This is a genomic window from Paraburkholderia acidisoli (genome assembly GCF_009789675.1).
Classification (GTDB): domain Bacteria; phylum Pseudomonadota; class Gammaproteobacteria; order Burkholderiales; family Burkholderiaceae; genus Paraburkholderia; species Paraburkholderia acidisoli.
Genome location: NZ_CP046913.1, coordinates 1524940 through 1541120, shown reverse-complemented (window position 1 = coordinate 1541120; position 16181 = coordinate 1524940). Strand labels below are relative to the sequence as shown.

The following is a 16181-nucleotide window of genomic DNA, read 5'->3' as shown; positions in this document are numbered from 1 at the left end:
GTCAAGCCAGCGCCCTGGCGCGCTGGTCGAGCGTCGCGCCTTCGTACACCTGCCCGAAACGGTTCGCGAGGAACGACTCCAGCGACACCTGCTCCTGCCGAACGAAGCCCGCTTGCGGCAGCTTCTGCTCGCGAAACAGGTCGAGCACCGCGCACATCGAACCGGCCGTGGTGATCTGGATCGCGCTCATCGGCACGCCGCAGACCGTTTTCGCGAAGATCTTGCGCGTGAACACTTCCTGCACGAGTTCGCCGTCGCGCATGCCGGTGACGGTCATGAAGATCAAGACGACGTCCTGCTCGGTGGCGGGCACGGCGCGGCGCAGGATCGACTTGAGCGTGTCGCGGTCGCTCGCGAGGCGCAGGTCTTCGAGCAGGAACTGCATCAGCCCGCGATGCCCCGGGTAACGCACCGACTTGTAATCGAGCGACTCCACGCGGCCCGCGAGCGTTTCGCACAGCGTGCCGAGCCCGCCCGAGGTGTTGAACGCCTCGTACTCCACGCCGTCGAGCGAAAAATGTTCGAGGCCTTCGAGCGGCTGCACCCACTGCGCGCGACCGTCGCGGATCGCCTCGCAAGGTTGGCAATATTCGTTGATGAGACCGTCCACGCTCCACGTGAGATTGTATTTGAGCGCGTTGGTCGGAAACTGCGGCAGCGCCCCCACGCGCATCTTCACTTCGCGAATCTCGGTGAAGCGGCTCGCGAGCGCATGCGCCGCGATGCCGATGAAACCCGGCGCGAGCCCGCATTGCGGCATGAACGCGTGACGCGCGCCGTCGGCGAGCGCACGGATCGCGTGGGTCGCGCGCACGTCCTCGGTGAGATCGAAGTAATGCACGCCCGCGCCTTTCGCCGCCGACGCTACGTTCACGGCGAGGTAATACGGCAGCGCGTTGACGAGCACGTCGTAGCCGTCGAGCGCGCCGCGCAGCGCGGCCGCGTCGCCGGAATCCACCCGCGCCGTGGGAATGCCCTGCGCGGCGAGCGGCTCGAGCGCCCTGGCGTCGCGGTCGAATGCGGCCACTTCGTAGTCGCCGGTTTCGCGCAGCATGTGGGCAATGGTATGGCCGATAAGACCGGCGCCTGCGATCGCGACTTTCATGGACATCTCCTGTTGATTTTCTGTGGTCCGCCGCGAGCGAGGCCCGCGTACGTTTCCAGTCTAGGGAGAGTCAAAAACGGATCATAGGCACAAAACGATGCGTTTCGACGCCGGTTTTCGTCATTCTGACGATAGTTTTCGCCGATATGACGAAGTACGTCGAAAAGCATCGATGCCGCGCGCGGGCGACAAGGCCGTTATCAGCCCGTGACGGAGCCGCGATCCACCTTGCGCGCGAGCACGATCGACGTGGTCGTGCGCTCGACACCCGGCATGCCGCCGATGATGTCGAGCAGGTCGTTGAGGCGGTCGGGCGAATCGGCGCGCAGCCAGGCCACATAGTCGTATTCGCCGCTCACCGCGCACAGCAGTTGCACCTCGGGCATCTTGCCGAGCCGCTTCTGCACGTCGGGACCGTGGCGCGGCGCGATGATGAGACCGACCCACGCCTGCAGGCTCGCGTCGAGCACGTCTTGACCGAGCCGCACGCCGTAGCCGGCAATGACCTCGGTGCGCTCGAGCCGCGCGATGCGCGCGAGCACCGTGGTGCGCGCCACGCCGAGCCGGCGCGCGAGATTCGCCACGCTTTCGCGCGCGTTTTCCTGCAGCAGCGCGACGAGGCTGCGATCGAGGTCGTCGAGTTGGTCGAGGCGCGGAGGTCTCATCGTCGATGGAATGGCGCAGGTGGCCGAAGCTGGCAATGACCGCATTATCGCCCGCCCTTCGAGCCTGGCCCAATCAGGCAATGCGAGCCCCTGCGCGCAAACCGGTGCGGCTCGTCGCGCGCGAAAAAGCGCTATGCGCAAGGCGTTTCCACGCGTTTCGTTTGTAAGCAAGTGTCGCAGCCGGGGCGCGCGGACACGATAACGTGGTACTAATACCGCCTGCAGCCGCTCAGGCTCTGCTACCCGCTACGACACGATTCGAGGAGTCACAATGAAGAAAGCTTTCGTCGCCCTTGCCGCCACGCTCGCCATGAGCGGTGCGTTCGCTCAATCCGGTACGCCGGCAGCGGCCGCTTCGTCGACAAGCGCAACGGCACCGGCCGCCGCCGCCGCATCGAGCGCCGACGTGCGCATCGCGCAGCATCAGCAGCGCGTCGAGGAGCGCATCACGTGGCTGCATACGCAGCTGAAGATCACGCCGGAGCAGGAACCGCAGTGGAAGGCCTTTGCCGACGTCATGCGCAGCAACGGCCAGGCCATGGGCGATCTGTATCGTCAACGCGCCGAAGGCGAAAACACGCGTAACGCGCTCGACGACATGAAGCAATACGCGCAGATCTCGCAGGCCCACGCCGAAGACATGCAAAAGCTCGTCACGGCGTTCGAGCCGCTCTACACGAGCCTCTCGCCGGAGCAGAAGAAGCTCGCCGACCAGACCTTCCGCCACAACGGCCGCGACCACGGCCCGGCTGGCAAGAAGCCGGCGCATCCGAAGCACAAGAGCAAGGCCAAGCCCGCCGCGGGCGCGGCAGCCAGCGAAGCCGCACCGGCCAGCACGCCGGCGGCTCAGTAAACCGCGAGACCGAACGCCGGATTCCGGCGTGATCCGGCCGCCGCGCGACGTTACGACGAACGCGTGGCGCAACCGCCGGATTCACGGTACGCTTGCGAACCGCGCGACGGCCGGGCACCATTGCCCGGCCGTCGTTTTATTTGCAGCACGTTGTTTTGCAACGATTTTTCTGGCCGTATTCCGGCCACATTCAGGCCGCACCCACCATGATTGAACTGACCCAGCTCGACCTGAGCGCCGACGCCGCGGCCCAACGCGTCGTCAAGGACGAAACCGTGAGCGTGGCATTCGCGGCGCAGGCGGGCGAACTGATGAGCCTCGAAGGCCCGAACCGCTACGCGAGCGGCGACGCCATCATCACCGGTGCGACGGGCGAGCGCTGGGTCGTGTCGCGCGAACGCTTCGACGCGAAATATCGGCCTGCGCAAGGCGCGCTTTCGCATGGCGAGGCGGGCGATTATCGCAACCTGCCCGTGGTCGTCCTGGCCAAACGCATGGACGCGCCCTTCACGTTGCTGCGCTCCGCGGGCGGCGACCGCCTGACCGGCGCGGCCGGCGACTGGGTGATGCAGTACGCGCCCGGCGACTACGGCGTCGTCAAGGCCGAGCGCTTCGCGAAGGTGTATCGGCAAGCGGACTGACGCTCGTTGAGCGGCGCGCGTTTTTCAGGCGCGACGCCGCGCGAAAATCCCATCGATCACGCGAATTCCTCGTCGAGCGGAATGGTCACTTCGCGCGGCACGTCTTCCCCTTTCGCGTGCTGTTCTTCGAGCGATTCGATCGTCGCTTCCACGTAGGCGCGCAGCACCGCGAAACTGCGGCCGCGCATGCGCGCCGGCAATGCGCGATAGCGCGCGAGCGCGGCGGGCGCGATCGCGATCGTGAGGACCATGCGGCGCGCCTTCGCACCGAAGCGCATCGCGACCCAGTGCACCACGAGTTGCGGCACGCCGATCTCGTCGGGTTCCTCGGCAAAGCGCGTTTGCTCGGGAAAAACATCGGCGATGACGCGGGCGAGCTCGTCGAATTCCGGGCTCGCGCATTCGAACAAATAGGCTTCCATGAATGCCAGAAAAAGAAGGATGAGCGCTTAAACGGCGCGCGCGACGGACCGCTCGCTGCGGCACGTCCTGAAGAGCACGATGGCGACGACCACGGCCGCCACCACGTAGAGCGTATCCACGGCGACGAGCGGCACGAGCTGGGCCTGATACATCGCCGCGGGCACGTCGACGATCGCGTGAGCGGCGATGGCAATCGGCAAGATGCTTTTCGAGCCGGCGCGCACGCCGCGCCACATCAGCACCGACAAGCCCACCTGGAACACGAATGCCGCGATGCGTTCGATCGCGAACACGCCCGCGAACAGCGGCGAGAGGCTCGCGAGAATCAGATGCACGCGCAGCACCGAATCCATCGTGAGATTCGACAGATGCTGGTCGAGCTGGCCGCGATTGGCGAGCACCGCGAACACGATCCACTGCAACTGCACCAGCACGCCGACGAACCAGGCTTCCGCGCCGCCGTGGCCGATGCCGTAGGCGAGACCGCTGCCCTCGAGCGGCGCATTGGGCGTGCGCGGCGCGCGCCGCGCGATGATGCGCATGGCGACATAGCGGCCCACTTCCTCGCAGACGCCCGCCACGAGCGCGCCATAGATCACGAATGCGACCGGATTCGAGAGCGCTTGCGCGAAATCGGCGTTTTCGTGCAGCACGTAGTCGTTGAGCGCACGTTCCAGCACGGTGGCGAACAGCGCGAACACGGCGATGCCCGCGACCGTATCGCGCCAGTCGAACGCGAACGGCTTGCGCCAGCGCCGGTAGAGCGAGATCGGCAGGAGCGCGACGAACAGCGTCGCGAGCGACAGGCAGACCAGCGTGAGCGGGGGGACGGACATGGGCTTCCTTGTGACGATCGGCACGCGTGGGCGCGCGCCGCAGCCCGAATCATCTCAGATATCGGGGGTGGCGCGCAGCCTTGACCGCGCCGTGCCGTCGGAAAACCGCAAGGATGATGTGGCGAGCGGCACGGCTGGCGCGCCCTCACCCCAATGTCGACGCCCTCACCACCAGTTCGCCCGCGAACGCCGCCGCGCGCGCCGCCGGCGCCGCGCCTTCGATGCGTTCGTGCAGGAACTCCACCGCGCGATAGCCGATCTCGCGGGTCGGCTGGCGGATCGTCGTGATGCCGGCGAGCGCGGCCCATTCGGGATCGTCGATGGCGATCAGCGCCACACGCTGCTGCCACTGCTCGCCGAGCGCCGCTTTCAGGTGCAGCGCGAGCCGCAGCGCCACCGGCGCGTTCGCCGCGAACAGCGCGCAGCGCGCGCCGCGTTCGGCCGCCTGCGCGATATGGGCGTCGAGCGTGGCCAACGCGGCTTCCGTGGTCGCCTCGTCGTGCAGGTCGAGCACGTGGGTCGCGCCGCGCGCGGCGCCCTTCGTGCCTTGCATGGACGCGCGAAACGCCGCCTCGCGCTCGCGCCGCGAACTCACCTGCTCGAACGGTTGCACGACGAACACGAGGTCGTCGTAGCCGCGCGCGAGCAGATGTTCCGTGCCGAGTCGCACCGCCGCCGCGTTGTCGAGCCCGACCACGTCGGCGTCGAGACCGTCGACGGTACGGTCCACCAGCACCGCCGGAATGCCGCCGCTGCCCACCGGCTTGAGCATGGTCTCGCGCACGCCGAGCGCGTTCACGATCACGCCTTCCACGCGGTAAGTGGTGAGCAGTTGCAGATAGCGGCGCTCCATGTCGACTTCGTTCGCCGCGTGGCAGATCAGCGGCATGTAGCCGAGCGCGTGGCACGCGGCCTCCACGCCTTGCAGCACTTCCACCGAATAGGGATTCGCGAGATCGGCGAGCAGCAGCCCGAGCAGACGGTTGCGCCCGCGTTTCAGGCCGCGCGCCATCTGGTTCGGCCGATAGTCGAGGCGCTCGATGGCCGCCTCGATGCGCGTGCGCAAGTCCGGCGACAGCACGCCGAATTCGCCGTTCAGATAGCGCGAGATGCTGGTCTTGCCGGTGCCGGCTTCGCGCGCGACGTCGCTGATCGTCGCGCGGCGCGGCGCGTTCGCGGGCGCGGCCGCCGTGCCCGAGGTGCCTTCGGGGCCGTCGCTCATCGCGCAAGCACCTCGCGATTGACGACGTTGTGGGCGAGCGTGCCCGCGAGCGCCGCGACGAGGTTTTCCGCCGCGCAGCGCGCCATCGCGTGACGCGTTTCGTGCGTGGCCGAGCCGATATGCGGCAGCGCCACCACGTTCGGCATGCGCAGCAGCGGCGAAGCCGGATCGACGGGCTCCTGCGCGAACACGTCGAGACCGGCGCCGAGTATCGTGCGCGCTTCGAGCGCCGCGATCAGCGCGGGTTCGTCGACGGTCGCGCCGCGCGACGCGTTGATGAAGATCGCGCCCGGCTTCATCTTCGCGAACTGCGCGGCGCCCATCAGGTGACGCGTGGCGTCCGTGAGCGGCACCTGCAGGCAGACGAAATCGGCCGTGGCGAGCAGTTCGTCGAGTTCGACGCGGCGCGCGCCGTAGTCGCGCTCGGCCGCTTCGTTCGCGCTGCGGTTCGTGTACAGCACGCGCATGTTGAAGCCGAGCGCCGCCCGCCGCGCGACCGCGCCGCCGATGCGCCCGAGCCCCACGATGCCGAGCGTCTTGCCCTGCACGTCCACGCCGAATTGCGCCGGCCCGACGCTGCCTTTCCAGTGCCCGGCCTTGACCCAGTCCGCGAGTTCGACCACGCGGCGCGCGCTCGCGAGGATCAGCGCGAACACGGTGTCGGCGGTCGATTCCGTGAGCACGTCGGGCGTATGCGCGAGCACGATGCCGCGCCGCGTGAGATCGGCCACGTCGAACTGGTCGAAGCCCACCGAGATCGTCGACAAGGCTTTGACGCGCGTGCCGTCGAGCATCGCGGGCGTGATCTTGACGCTGGCGCCGAGCGCGCCGTCGGCGTCCCTGAGCGCGGCAGCCAGCGCCTGGGCGTTCGAACCGTCGACATCGACGACCTCGGCATGCTCGCGTAGATACGCGGCGACATCGTCGGGAACGGGTTTGTAGACAACGATTTTCTGCTTCATGGGTCGGCGTGCTCGATGAGATTGAAGGCGTTATTTTCCGTGAATCGGCGCGACATAGCCGTGGCGCGCTTCGCGTTGCGGCTTGACCGCAAGCGTCAGGCCCACCGAAACCACGAGCGCCGCGCTCATGAACGCATAGGATGCCGCAGGCGAGCCGGTCGCGCCGTTGAGGTAGCCGACCACGTAGGAGCCCACGAACGAGCCGAGCGCGCCCATGCTGTTGATGAGCGCCATGGCCCCGCCCGAGACGTTCTTCGGCAGCAGTTCCGGCACGATCGCGAAGAACGGGCCGTACGGCGCGTACATGGCCGCGCCCGCGACCACGAGCAGCACGTACGAGATCCAGAAGTGCGCGGCGCCCAGCGCGTAGGAAGCGGCGAACGCGAGCGCGCCGATCAGCAGGAACGGCCAGACGAAGGCGCGCCGATTGTCGAGTTTGTCCGACGCCCACGAGGCGGCGAGCATGGCGATGGTGGCCGCGAGATACGGCAGCGCGGTGAGCCAGCCGGTTTCGACCATGCCGAGCGCCGAGCCGTTCTTCACGATCGAGGGCAGCCACAGCACGAAGCCGTACACGCCGATACTCCAGCAAAAATATTGCGCCGAAAGCAGCATCACGGCGGGCGTGCGGAACGCTTCGGCGTAGTTGCGCACCGGTTTGATGGCGGCTTGCTCGGCGCGCATGGCGGCGTCGAGCGCGCGCTTTTCGTCTTCCGCGAGCCACGTCACCTGGGCGGGCTTGTCGCGCACGAGGAACCACCAGCAGACGGCCCAGATCACGGCGGGCGCACCTTCGGCGATGAACATGTGGCGCCAGCCGAACGCGTGCACGAGATAGCCCGACACCACCGACATCCACAGCACCGTGACGGGATTGCCGAGGATCAGGAAGGTGTTGGCGCGCGAGCGCTCGGTCTTGGTGAACCAGTTGCTGATGTAGATGAGCATGGCCGGCATCACGGCGGCCTCGACCACGCCCAGCACGAAGCGGATCGCCATGAGCGAGGGAATATTCGTGACCACGCCCGTGAGCGCGGCGCAGCCGCCCCACAGCACGAGGCTCACGAACACGAGCTTGCGCACGCTGCGGCGCTCGGCGTACACGGCGCCCGGCAGCTGGAAGAAGAAATAGCCGAGGAAGAACAGCGCGCCGATCAGCGAAGAGAGTCCCGGGCTGATGCCGAGATCGCGATTGATGCCGGCCGCCGAGGCGAAGCCGTAGTTCGCGCGATCGAGATACGCGAGGCTGTACGTGATGAACACGATGGGCATGATCGCCCACCAGCGGCGCGGTGCGAGCGAGTTGGTGGTCATCTGTGTCTCCTTCTCCGGTTTGTTCCTGCGGGTTCCCGCCTGTTCCTGCCTGTTCCTGCGCTTCTGCCTGCCAGCGTGAAGTGAGTTAAGCCGACAAAGCCGTCACGTCCGCTTCCATCGCGTCGAGCTGCGCGCGCGTCGGCAAGCCTTCCGAATCGCCGATCACCTGCACGGCCAGCGCGCCGATGCGATTGCCGCGCGCGACCGCCTGCGCGACCGTGCGGCCTTCGAGCAGCGCGCTCACCACGCCCACCGCGAAGCCGTCGCCAGCACCGACCGTGTCGACCACGCGCTCGACGCGCGCCGCCGCCACGTGGCCATGCGCGCCGTCGGCGGTGGCGTGGTACGCGCCCTGGGCGCCCAGCTTGACGATCACGCCGCGCGCGCCGCGCTCCAGATAGAAGCGCGCGATGACGGCGGGATCGTCGGAGCCCGTGAGCACGCGGCCTTCGCCCACGCCGGGCAGCACCCAGTCGGCGAACCCGGCAAGTTCGTTGAGCGTCGCGACCATCTCGGCTTCGGAGCCCCACAACGTCGGGCGCAGGTTCGGGTCGAACGTGATCGTGCGGCCCGCGGCGCGCATCTCGCGCGCGAGCTTGAACGCGAGTTCGCGCGACGACGCCGAAATCGCGGGCGCCACGCCGCTCAAATGCAGATGGCGCGCGCCCAGCACGTAGTCGTCGCGATAGTCGTGGAGCGAGAGCCGGCTCGCGGCCGAGCCGCTGCGGAAATATTCGATCGCCGGGTCGCTGCCGTCGTCGTTTTTCGACTTGAGCTGGAAGCCGGTCGGATAACGCGGGTCGGTGGTCACGCAGCGCGCGTCGATGCCCTCGTGCGCCAGCACGTCGCGCACGAACTGGCCGAACGAATCGGCGCCCACGCGGCTCATCCAGCCCACCTTGAAGCCGAGGCGCGCGAGCCCCGTCGCCACGTTCAACTCGGCGCCCGCCGCGCGCTTCGTGAACTGCCCGACCTGGGCGAGCGGGCCGGCCTCGGTGGCGACGAACATCGCCATCGCTTCGCCGTAGGTCATGACATCGAGGGAGTCGTTCATGGCATGCGTTCCTGCTAAATCAAAAATAAGTCGATGCGGATCGTGCCGCGCTCAGGCCGCGCCGAGCCATTCGACGTAATGCGCGGCGTCCGCGTCGAGGCGCGCGGGATCGAACGGAAACTCGATGCCGCGCGGCACGTGCGTTGGCAGCAGCGCGAGCGCGGCGCGCAAGGTCATGTCGTCGTCGCAAGGCGCGGCGGCGAAGCGTCGCGCGCCCTCGCCCGCCACGGCCTTGCAATGGATGTATTCGACGTGCGGCGCGAGCGCGGCGGCCGCGAGCAGCGGCGGCTCGCCGGGCCATTGCCAGTTGCCGATGTCGAAGGTCATGCCGATCACGCCCGCCGCGCCGCTGTCGCGCAGCGCGTTGAACAGGCCCGTGAACTGGGCGAGGCGCCCGCCTTGTTCGAGTTGACCGTTCTCCACGACCACGCGCGGTCCGTCGCCCACGTCGCCCGTGCGCGCACCGCATGCTTCGAGCACGGCCACGAGCCGCGCGGCGTGCGCTTCGCCCGCGAAGCCGCCCAGTTGCAGCTTGACGATGCGCGCGCCGAGCGCGCGGCCGGCCGCGATGGCCGCGCGCAGCGCCGTTTCGTCGAGCGCGCCCGCGTCGTCGTAGAGCGAATCGGGCGTCGACCAGACACGCCACAGGCCCTCGCGAGCCAGCGCCGTGCCGAGCGCGAGCAGCGCCTCGGGGACCGCCGCGGCGTCTTCCATCAGCTCGCGCCGCACTTCGAATGCCTGCGCGCCCGCGCGCCGCGCCGGGATGCTCCACGCCGCGTGGCCGTCACGCCAGATTGATTGCGCGCCAAACGCGCTCGCCACGATTGCGACTTCCGCCATTGCCTCGGTTCCACTTCAGTTTCAATTGCCGCCCGCCGCCTGCCTATTTTTTGGAACCGGTTCCAAACGAGGTTCGAAAAAAAGCGCCTGCGCGCCGTCGATAAGAGCGGATACTGCGCGCCGCCGCCAAAGCGCGCCATTGTGGAATGCCCTGGGTCAGGCGCCGGGAACCTCGCTTGGGGGAAGCTCGCCGAGACACAACGCCAGGAAGCGCTGCGCCACGCGCGACGCCGCGCCCGCATGGGGGACGAGAATCGAGAAACGCCGCGCGAGCGCTTGCGGGCCTAAGCGAATCTGTCGCAAGGCGCCGTTTTCGTGCCGCATCGACATTGCCGAGACGAAACCGATGCCCATGCCCGCGCGCACCGCCTCTTTCACGCCCTCCACGCCCGCAATTTCGAGCGCGACGCGCATGGGCGCGCCCGCGCGCGCGAACGCGCGTTCCACGACCTGACGCACGCCCGAGCCGTCTTCGCGCAGCACCAGCGGCCATTGCGCGAGGTCGCCGATGGCGACGCGTTCGCTCGCCGCTCCCCCTTCCCCCGCGTCCGCCGCGTCGAATAGCGCGTGGCCGCGCGGCACGATCGCCACGATCTCGTCCTCGAGCCACGGATGCACGGCCGTGTCGGGCGGCAACTGCTCGCCCACCGGCCCTTCGATCAGCGCGATGTCGACGTTGCCCAGCATGCCGACGACATCCGTCGTATTGCCGCTCGACGTTTCCAGCTTCACCTCGGGATAGCGCGCGTGGAACTGCGCCACGAGATACGGCAGCCGGTAGCTCGCGGGCGTGGTGGTCGCGCCGATGCGCAGCGTGCCGCGCTCCAGCCCGCGCAAGGCGTCGCGAAACGCCAGCGCGTCGCGCCAGGTGTCGCGCAGGCGGCTCGCATAGCCGGCGAGTTGCTCGCCCGTGGGCGTGAGGCGCACGCCGCGCCCGTCACGCAGATACAGCGGCTCGCCGAATTCCTCCTGCAGCAGCTTGAGCTGTCCGGAGACGGCGGGCTGCGACAGATGCAGCGCGAGCGCCGCCCGGCTGATGTTGCGATGTTCGGCGACGGCGGCGAAGGTTATCAGTTGTTCCGGGGTCATCGGCGTGAATTATAGGCTTTGCTGATAGTTTACTTCGTAAATGACGATTTTTCATATCGATATATTCAATTTAGGATTAGACCATTCGATCGCTAGCCGATCTTCAAGTCCAACTCAGCAGAGAGAGGCCGAGATGTCCGCCGCACCGTCATCCACCGTCGCATCGCACTCGCCGCCGTCCACGCGCGGCCAGCTCAACGGCGTGCTGTTCGTCGCGCTGTTCGCGGCGGCCGTCACGAGTCTGTCGTCGCTGCCCGCCATCGCGAAGCTCGGCATGAGCCCGCTGATCGTCGGCATCGTCGCGGGCGCCATTTATGGCAATGCGCTGCGCGACGGCATGCCGGAAAGCTGGGCGGCGGGCGTGAACTTCTCGGCGCGCAAGCTGCTGCGCATCGCCGTGGGCTTTTTCGGCTTGCGCGTGAGCCTGCAGGAAATCGCGCAGGTGGGCGTGCCGGGGCTGGTCGAATCGGCGGTGATCGTCGTGAGCACGCTCGTGATCGGCACGTGGGTCGGCACGAAAATCATGAAGCTCGACCGCGACACGGCGCTGCTCACCGCCGCCGGCAGCGCAATTTGCGGCGCGGCCGCCGTGCTCGCGTTCGAATCCACGCTGCAATCGAAGCCGCACAAGAGCGCGATGGCCGTGGGCAGCGTGGTGCTGTTCGGCACGCTCTCGATGTTCATGTATCCGGTGGTGTATCGCGCGGGCTGGCTGCACCTCGACACGCTCGGCGCGGGTCTCTTCTTCGGCGGCACGATTCACGAAGTCGCGCAGGTCGTGGGCGCCGCGAGCAACGTGAGCCCGGAAGCCACGCATATCGCCACCATCGTCAAGATGACGCGCGTGATGTTGCTCGTGCCGGTGCTGCTGGTGCTCGGCATGTGGCTCAACCGCACGGCGCGCGGCACCTCGGCGCAGAAAACCGGGGCGCGCAAGGTCGCGGTGCCGTGGTTCGCGCTCGGCTTCCTCGCGCTCGTGGTGGTGAATTCGCTGCACGTGCTGCCCGAAGTCGCGACCCACACGATCAACACGCTCGACACCTTCGCCTTGACCATGGCCATGACGGCGCTCGGCATCGAAACGCGCGTCTCGCAGATTCGCGAAGCCGGTCCGCGTGCGCTCTCCGCCGGTCTGATCGTGTATCTCTGGCTGACGATCGGCGGCCTCGGCATCACCTGGGGCGTGGAGCGTCTGTTTGGTTGAAACGCGCATGCGCGACCGCCACGCGGCCCCGCGCCGCCCCCTCGCCCTCAGCCCCGCACCGCGCGGGGCTTTTTGCGTTTCCGGGCGTCGTCTCGAGGGCGTTGCAATCGAGGTCGACCGGAACCGGCGCGGCCGCTGCATCGGCACCCGCCGCCGCGTTGGCATCGCCCTTCGCACTCGCCGCGCCTTGCAGGCGCGCCGGTTGCGCGCGCTGATCCGCGCCGCTGCCCGCCGCGTGGACAGCGGCCGCGCAAGCCGTGGCGCGCACGGCAACCGACGCAAGGACACGACCGATGGCATACGAGCTCTATTACTGGGACGGCCTGCAAGGCCGCGGCGAATTCGTGCGGCTCGCGCTCGAAGAAGCGCAGGCGCCTTACGTGGATGTCGCGCGCGGCGCGAAAAAGAACGGTCTCGGCACCGACGCGTTACTGGCCGCGCTCGACACCGAGGCGCCCTATCCGCCTTACGCGCCGCCCTTCCTCAAGGACGGCGATCTGACGATCGCGCAAACCGCCAACATCCTGTTCTACCTCGGGCCGAAGCTCGAACTCGCGCCACGCGACGAAGGCTTGCGCTACGTGGCGAACGGCCTGCAACTGACGATCGCCGACCTCGTGACCGAGGCGCACGACACGCATCACCCGATCGCGAGCGGTCTTTACTACGAAGAGCAGAAAGCCGAGGCGAAGGCGCGCGCGACCGACTTCATCGACAACCGCATCCCGAAGTTCATGGGCTATTTCGAGCGCGTGCTCGCGCAGAATCCGCACGGCCCGAAGCATCTGGTCGGCGGCGCGCTCACCTATGTCGATCTCTCGCTATTCCAGATCGTCGAAGGCTTGCGCTACGCGTTTCCGAAAGCCACGAAGCATTTCGCGGATCACTACCCGCATTGCGTCGCGCTGCACGACGCGGTGGAAACGCGCCCGCATATCGCCGCGTATCTGGCCTCGCCGAGACGCATTCCGTTCAACGAGACCGGCATCTTCCGCCACTACCCGGAACTCGACAAAGCGAAGCGCTGAGCCCGCGCGCCCGCGCGACGCTTGCCCGAGCCGCGCGCGTCGCGACTTTCGTCAAGTTTTCCGCCGATTCCGCCCGCGCCGCGCCTCTGTCGCGGCGCGCGAGTTTGTGTTCCCGCCGCGCGTCGCGTACCCTGCACGCGCGGCTTTCCTTTCCCTCTCACCCGAACCGCCTGCCGTGCTGTCATTCCTGCTGAAACTGCGCACCCGCGCCCGCGATCTCTTCCGTCTTTCCGACGCCCACACGATGCTGATCTGGTCGGTCATCGTGGGCGTGGCGGGCGCGTTCGCGACCGTGCTGTTCCGCGAGGGCATCGCGCATCTGCAGATTCTGTTCACGGGCAGCGAAGGCAGTTTCGTGGAGATGGCGCGGCGCCTGCCGTGGCCCATGCGCGTGGGTTTGCCGACGGCGGGCGGTTTCGTGGCCGGCTGCATTCTGCTGATGGCGAAGCGCAAGTCGAGCGGCGACGCGGGCGGCAAGCCGATCCACACCGACTACGTGGAAGCCGTGGCGATCGGCGACGGCGTGATGCCGGTCGGCAAGAGCCTGTGGCGCAGCATTTCCTCGTTGTTCACGATCGCGAGCGGCGGTTCGATCGGCCGCGAAGGCCCGATGGTGCAACTGGCCGCGCTCGCGGCCTCGCTGATCGGCCGCTGGGTGCACTTCGATCCCGCGCGCCTGCGCTTGCTGGTCGCGTGCGGCGCGGCCGCCGGTATCACCTCCGCGTACAACGCGCCCATCGCGGGCGCCTTCTTCGTCACCGAAATCGTGCTCGGCTCGATCGTCATGGAGAGCTTCGGGCCGATCGTGGTGGCGTCCGTCGTCGCCAATATCACGATGCGCGAATTCGCGGGCTACAAACCGCCTTACGAGATGCCGGTGTTTCCCGCCGTAACGGGCGTGGAAGTGCTGCTGTTCGTCGCGCTCGGCCTGCTGTGCGGGGTGCTCGCGCCGCAATTCCTTTCGATGATGGATCGCGCCAAGACCGGTTTCACGCGCCTGAAGGCGCCGCTGCCCGTGAAGCTCGCGCTCGGCGGCCTCGTGTGCGGCGTGCTCTCCGTGCGCACGCCCGAGGTATGGGGCAACGGCTACAGCGTGGTGAACTCGATCCTGCATTCGCCGTGGACGTGGACCGCGCTCGCCACGGTGCTGGTGTTCAAGCTCGTTGCCACGGCCGCCACGGTCGGGTCGGGCGCGGTGGGAGGCGTCTTCACGCCCACGCTGTTCATGGGCGCCGTGCTCGGCTGCCTGTTCGGCCAGGGCATGCACGCGCTCTGGCCGCACGGCACCTCGGCGCCGTTCGCCTATGCGATGGTGGGCATGGGTGCGTTTCTCGCGGGCGCGACCCAGGCGCCGCTCATGGCGATCCTGATGATTTTCGAGATGACACTGAGCTATCAGGTGGTGCTGCCGCTCATGCTCTCGTGCGTGGTGGCATATTTCGTGGCGCGCGCGACCGGCAAGGCGTCGATGTACGAGATCACGCTGCACCGCAACCGCGAGGAAGCCGAACGCCTGCGGCTGCGCATGACGCAAATGCGCGAGCTGATCCGCCCCGCCGATACCGTGGTGCAGGACAACGCCACCGTGCAGGACATGACGCGCGTGTTTCTGGAATATCCGGTGAAATATCTTTATGTCACCGACGAAACCGGCCGCTTCCTCGGCGCAGTCGCCCTCGCCGACATCACCTCCGACCTGCTGCAAAAACGCGATACCTCGGCGAAACGCGCCTGCGACTACCTCAAGCCGACCTTCGACGTGCTTACGCCCGACATGCCGCTCGCCGTGGGCCTGCAGCACTTCATGTCGTTTCAGGGCGAGCGCCTGCCGGTGATCGAAAGCACGCGCGAGCCCAAGCTCGCGGGCGTCGTCTACAAGACGTCGCTGCTCGATGCGTACCAGCGCATGAACGCGGCGCGATAAAGCCTTCGCGCGACGAAGGCTGTAATCGGGGCGTGATCGCCAGATTCCGAAAAAGCACCGACGTGCGATGCGCGCCCGCGCAAATCCTGCCATGATGGGAAGTACCGTACGCGCCCGTGCGTGCCCGCTGTCAGCCTGCGTCATTCATGCCGGCCGGCCGTGCACATTCGGCGCAGCGGCGCGCCGGCGCCATGCCGGACGGTCGCGGTACGGGCCTTGCTGTGGCCAGTGGGCCGCATGAGAAAGGAGGTCGAGCGATGAAAACCTCGACAGTGTTGACCACCGTGCTGTTGTCGGCATCGTGCTTTGCCGCTCCGGTACGCACCGCGCAGGACGCGCCCGCCACGCGGGTCAGCGTTGCTGCACCCCACGTTCCAATGCAGGCCGACGTGCCGGTGGCGCCGCCTGCGCCCGACGTGCCGGTTTCCGCCTCGACCGGTCCGCAGCGCTGGGAATACCTCACGATACCCAAGTCGCATCGGCTGGATAAAACGCTCAGTCCCGATATTCATCAGCAGACTTGAGCGTTTGCGGAAGATCCCGGCACAGATTGATGCGCGGCGCGCTCGAATGCCGCCGCGACCGTTGCGTGTTGCGCTGTGAACGCCGCACGTCGCTGAGCGCGCGCATGCGATCGTCGGGGCGAATTGGGTATGCTCGATCCGTTACACCGCGCGTGCCAGATCGCTTTCGCAATTCGCATCGGCTCGATTCAACACGGCAAGCGCCCAGGCAGCGGCGTCAACCCGTGATCAACGCACCCAAGGACACCCCTCCATGCCCGCTTCCAGCATTCCCGACGAACCCATCGACCTGCAATTCGCCGATGTCCTGCGCGAAGTGCACTGGCCCGCGAACAAGGATGAACTCGTGGACGCCGCGCAGTCGGCGGGCGCGAGCAACGAAGTGCTCGCGATCCTCGACGGCATGCCCGAGCAGGATTATCAGGACGTGGCGTCGGTGACGCGGCTGATCGGCAGCAATTACGGGCCGGGCGTAGGCGCCTGACCGCCACCGGCGT

The 16181-nt window shown here is 67.6% G+C and carries 17 protein-coding genes; 7 read left to right on the top strand and 10 right to left on the bottom strand.

What is annotated here, in order from left to right; genetic code table 11:
* Nucleotide 1 precedes the first annotated feature (1 nt).
* Together FAZ98_RS06665 and FAZ98_RS06660 are read right to left on the bottom strand one after the other, a co-directional pair.
* Nucleotides 2–1105, bottom strand: coding sequence for a saccharopine dehydrogenase family protein (locus tag FAZ98_RS06665; protein WP_158949923.1), 1104 nt, complete (start codon nucleotides 1103–1105; stop codon nucleotides 2–4).
* Between the two features lie 200 nt (nucleotides 1106–1305).
* Nucleotides 1306–1770 carry an Lrp/AsnC family transcriptional regulator gene (locus tag FAZ98_RS06660; RefSeq protein ID WP_158949921.1) on the bottom strand — a complete coding sequence of 155 codons (465 nt, stop codon included), beginning with the start codon at nucleotides 1768–1770 and terminating at the stop codon, nucleotides 1306–1308.
* A gap of 271 nt (nucleotides 1771–2041) precedes the next feature.
* Between FAZ98_RS06660 and FAZ98_RS06655 the strand changes: the two genes are divergently transcribed.
* Both FAZ98_RS06655 and FAZ98_RS06650 read left to right on the top strand, forming a co-directional pair.
* Entirely contained in the window at nucleotides 2042–2623 is a 582-nt protein-coding gene (locus FAZ98_RS06655; RefSeq protein WP_158949919.1) for a Spy/CpxP family protein refolding chaperone, read from the top strand.
* Between the two features lie 206 nt (nucleotides 2624–2829).
* Complete coding sequence (locus FAZ98_RS06650) at nucleotides 2830–3264, top strand: PGDYG domain-containing protein (RefSeq protein WP_158949917.1); 435 nt, start codon at nucleotides 2830–2832, stop codon at nucleotides 3262–3264.
* Nucleotides 3265–3320: 56 nt separating this feature from the next.
* On the opposite strand, the gene FAZ98_RS06645 is transcribed toward FAZ98_RS06650, so the two are convergent.
* From FAZ98_RS06645 to FAZ98_RS06610, 8 genes are all read right to left on the bottom strand, one after another.
* The gene (locus FAZ98_RS06645; RefSeq protein WP_158949915.1) at nucleotides 3321–3686 is read right to left on the bottom strand and encodes a DUF3022 domain-containing protein; all 366 of its coding nucleotides are present in this window, start codon (nucleotides 3684–3686) and stop codon (nucleotides 3321–3323) included.
* 27 nt (nucleotides 3687–3713) lie between these two features.
* The gene (locus FAZ98_RS06640; protein WP_158949913.1) at nucleotides 3714–4523 is read right to left on the bottom strand and encodes a YhfC family intramembrane metalloprotease; all 810 of its coding nucleotides are present in this window, start codon (nucleotides 4521–4523) and stop codon (nucleotides 3714–3716) included.
* A gap of 145 nt (nucleotides 4524–4668) precedes the next feature.
* Nucleotides 4669–5745 carry a LacI family DNA-binding transcriptional regulator gene (locus tag FAZ98_RS06635; RefSeq protein ID WP_158949911.1) on the bottom strand — a complete coding sequence of 359 codons (1077 nt, stop codon included), beginning with the start codon at nucleotides 5743–5745 and terminating at the stop codon, nucleotides 4669–4671.
* Nucleotides 5742–6707 carry a 2-hydroxyacid dehydrogenase gene (locus FAZ98_RS06630; RefSeq protein WP_158949909.1) on the bottom strand — a complete coding sequence of 322 codons (966 nt, stop codon included), beginning with the start codon at nucleotides 6705–6707 and terminating at the stop codon, nucleotides 5742–5744. The genes FAZ98_RS06635 and FAZ98_RS06630 overlap by 4 nt, the downstream gene beginning before the upstream one ends.
* Nucleotides 6708–6737: 30 nt before the next feature.
* Complete coding sequence (locus tag FAZ98_RS06625; RefSeq protein WP_158949907.1) at nucleotides 6738–8021, bottom strand: MFS transporter; 1284 nt, start codon at nucleotides 8019–8021, stop codon at nucleotides 6738–6740.
* Nucleotides 8022–8106: 85 nt separating this feature from the next.
* Complete coding sequence (locus FAZ98_RS06620) at nucleotides 8107–9075, bottom strand: sugar kinase (RefSeq protein ID WP_158949905.1); 969 nt, start codon at nucleotides 9073–9075, stop codon at nucleotides 8107–8109.
* Between the two features lie 51 nt (nucleotides 9076–9126).
* Nucleotides 9127–9915 (bottom strand): TIM barrel protein, encoded by a 789-nt coding sequence (locus FAZ98_RS06615; protein ID WP_158949903.1) that lies wholly within the window; start codon nucleotides 9913–9915, stop codon nucleotides 9127–9129.
* Between the two features lie 156 nt (nucleotides 9916–10071).
* Nucleotides 10072–11004, bottom strand: a complete 933-nt coding sequence (locus FAZ98_RS06610) for a LysR family transcriptional regulator (protein WP_158949901.1) — start codon at nucleotides 11002–11004, stop codon at nucleotides 10072–10074.
* A gap of 133 nt (nucleotides 11005–11137) precedes the next feature.
* Between FAZ98_RS06610 and FAZ98_RS06605 the strand changes: the two genes are divergently transcribed.
* The 5 genes from FAZ98_RS06605 to FAZ98_RS06585 all read left to right on the top strand — a co-directional run bounded on the left by FAZ98_RS06605 (nucleotide 11138) and on the right by FAZ98_RS06585 (nucleotide 16168).
* Nucleotides 11138–12208: a YeiH family protein gene (locus FAZ98_RS06605; protein WP_158949899.1), complete on the top strand. Its 1071-nt coding sequence runs from the start codon at nucleotides 11138–11140 to the stop codon at nucleotides 12206–12208.
* A 293-nt stretch (nucleotides 12209–12501) separates the two neighbouring features.
* Entirely contained in the window at nucleotides 12502–13236 is a 735-nt protein-coding gene (locus FAZ98_RS06600; protein WP_158949897.1) for a glutathione S-transferase, read from the top strand.
* A gap of 175 nt (nucleotides 13237–13411) precedes the next feature.
* The gene (locus FAZ98_RS06595; RefSeq protein ID WP_158949895.1) at nucleotides 13412–15160 is read left to right on the top strand and encodes a ClcB-like voltage-gated chloride channel protein; all 1749 of its coding nucleotides are present in this window, start codon (nucleotides 13412–13414) and stop codon (nucleotides 15158–15160) included.
* Between the two features lie 257 nt (nucleotides 15161–15417).
* Complete coding sequence (locus tag FAZ98_RS06590) at nucleotides 15418–15684, top strand: hypothetical protein (RefSeq protein WP_158949893.1); 267 nt, start codon at nucleotides 15418–15420, stop codon at nucleotides 15682–15684.
* A gap of 253 nt (nucleotides 15685–15937) precedes the next feature.
* Nucleotides 15938–16168, top strand: a complete 231-nt coding sequence (locus FAZ98_RS06585; RefSeq protein ID WP_158949891.1) for a DUF2795 domain-containing protein — start codon at nucleotides 15938–15940, stop codon at nucleotides 16166–16168.
* Nucleotides 16169–16181 lie beyond the last annotated feature (13 nt).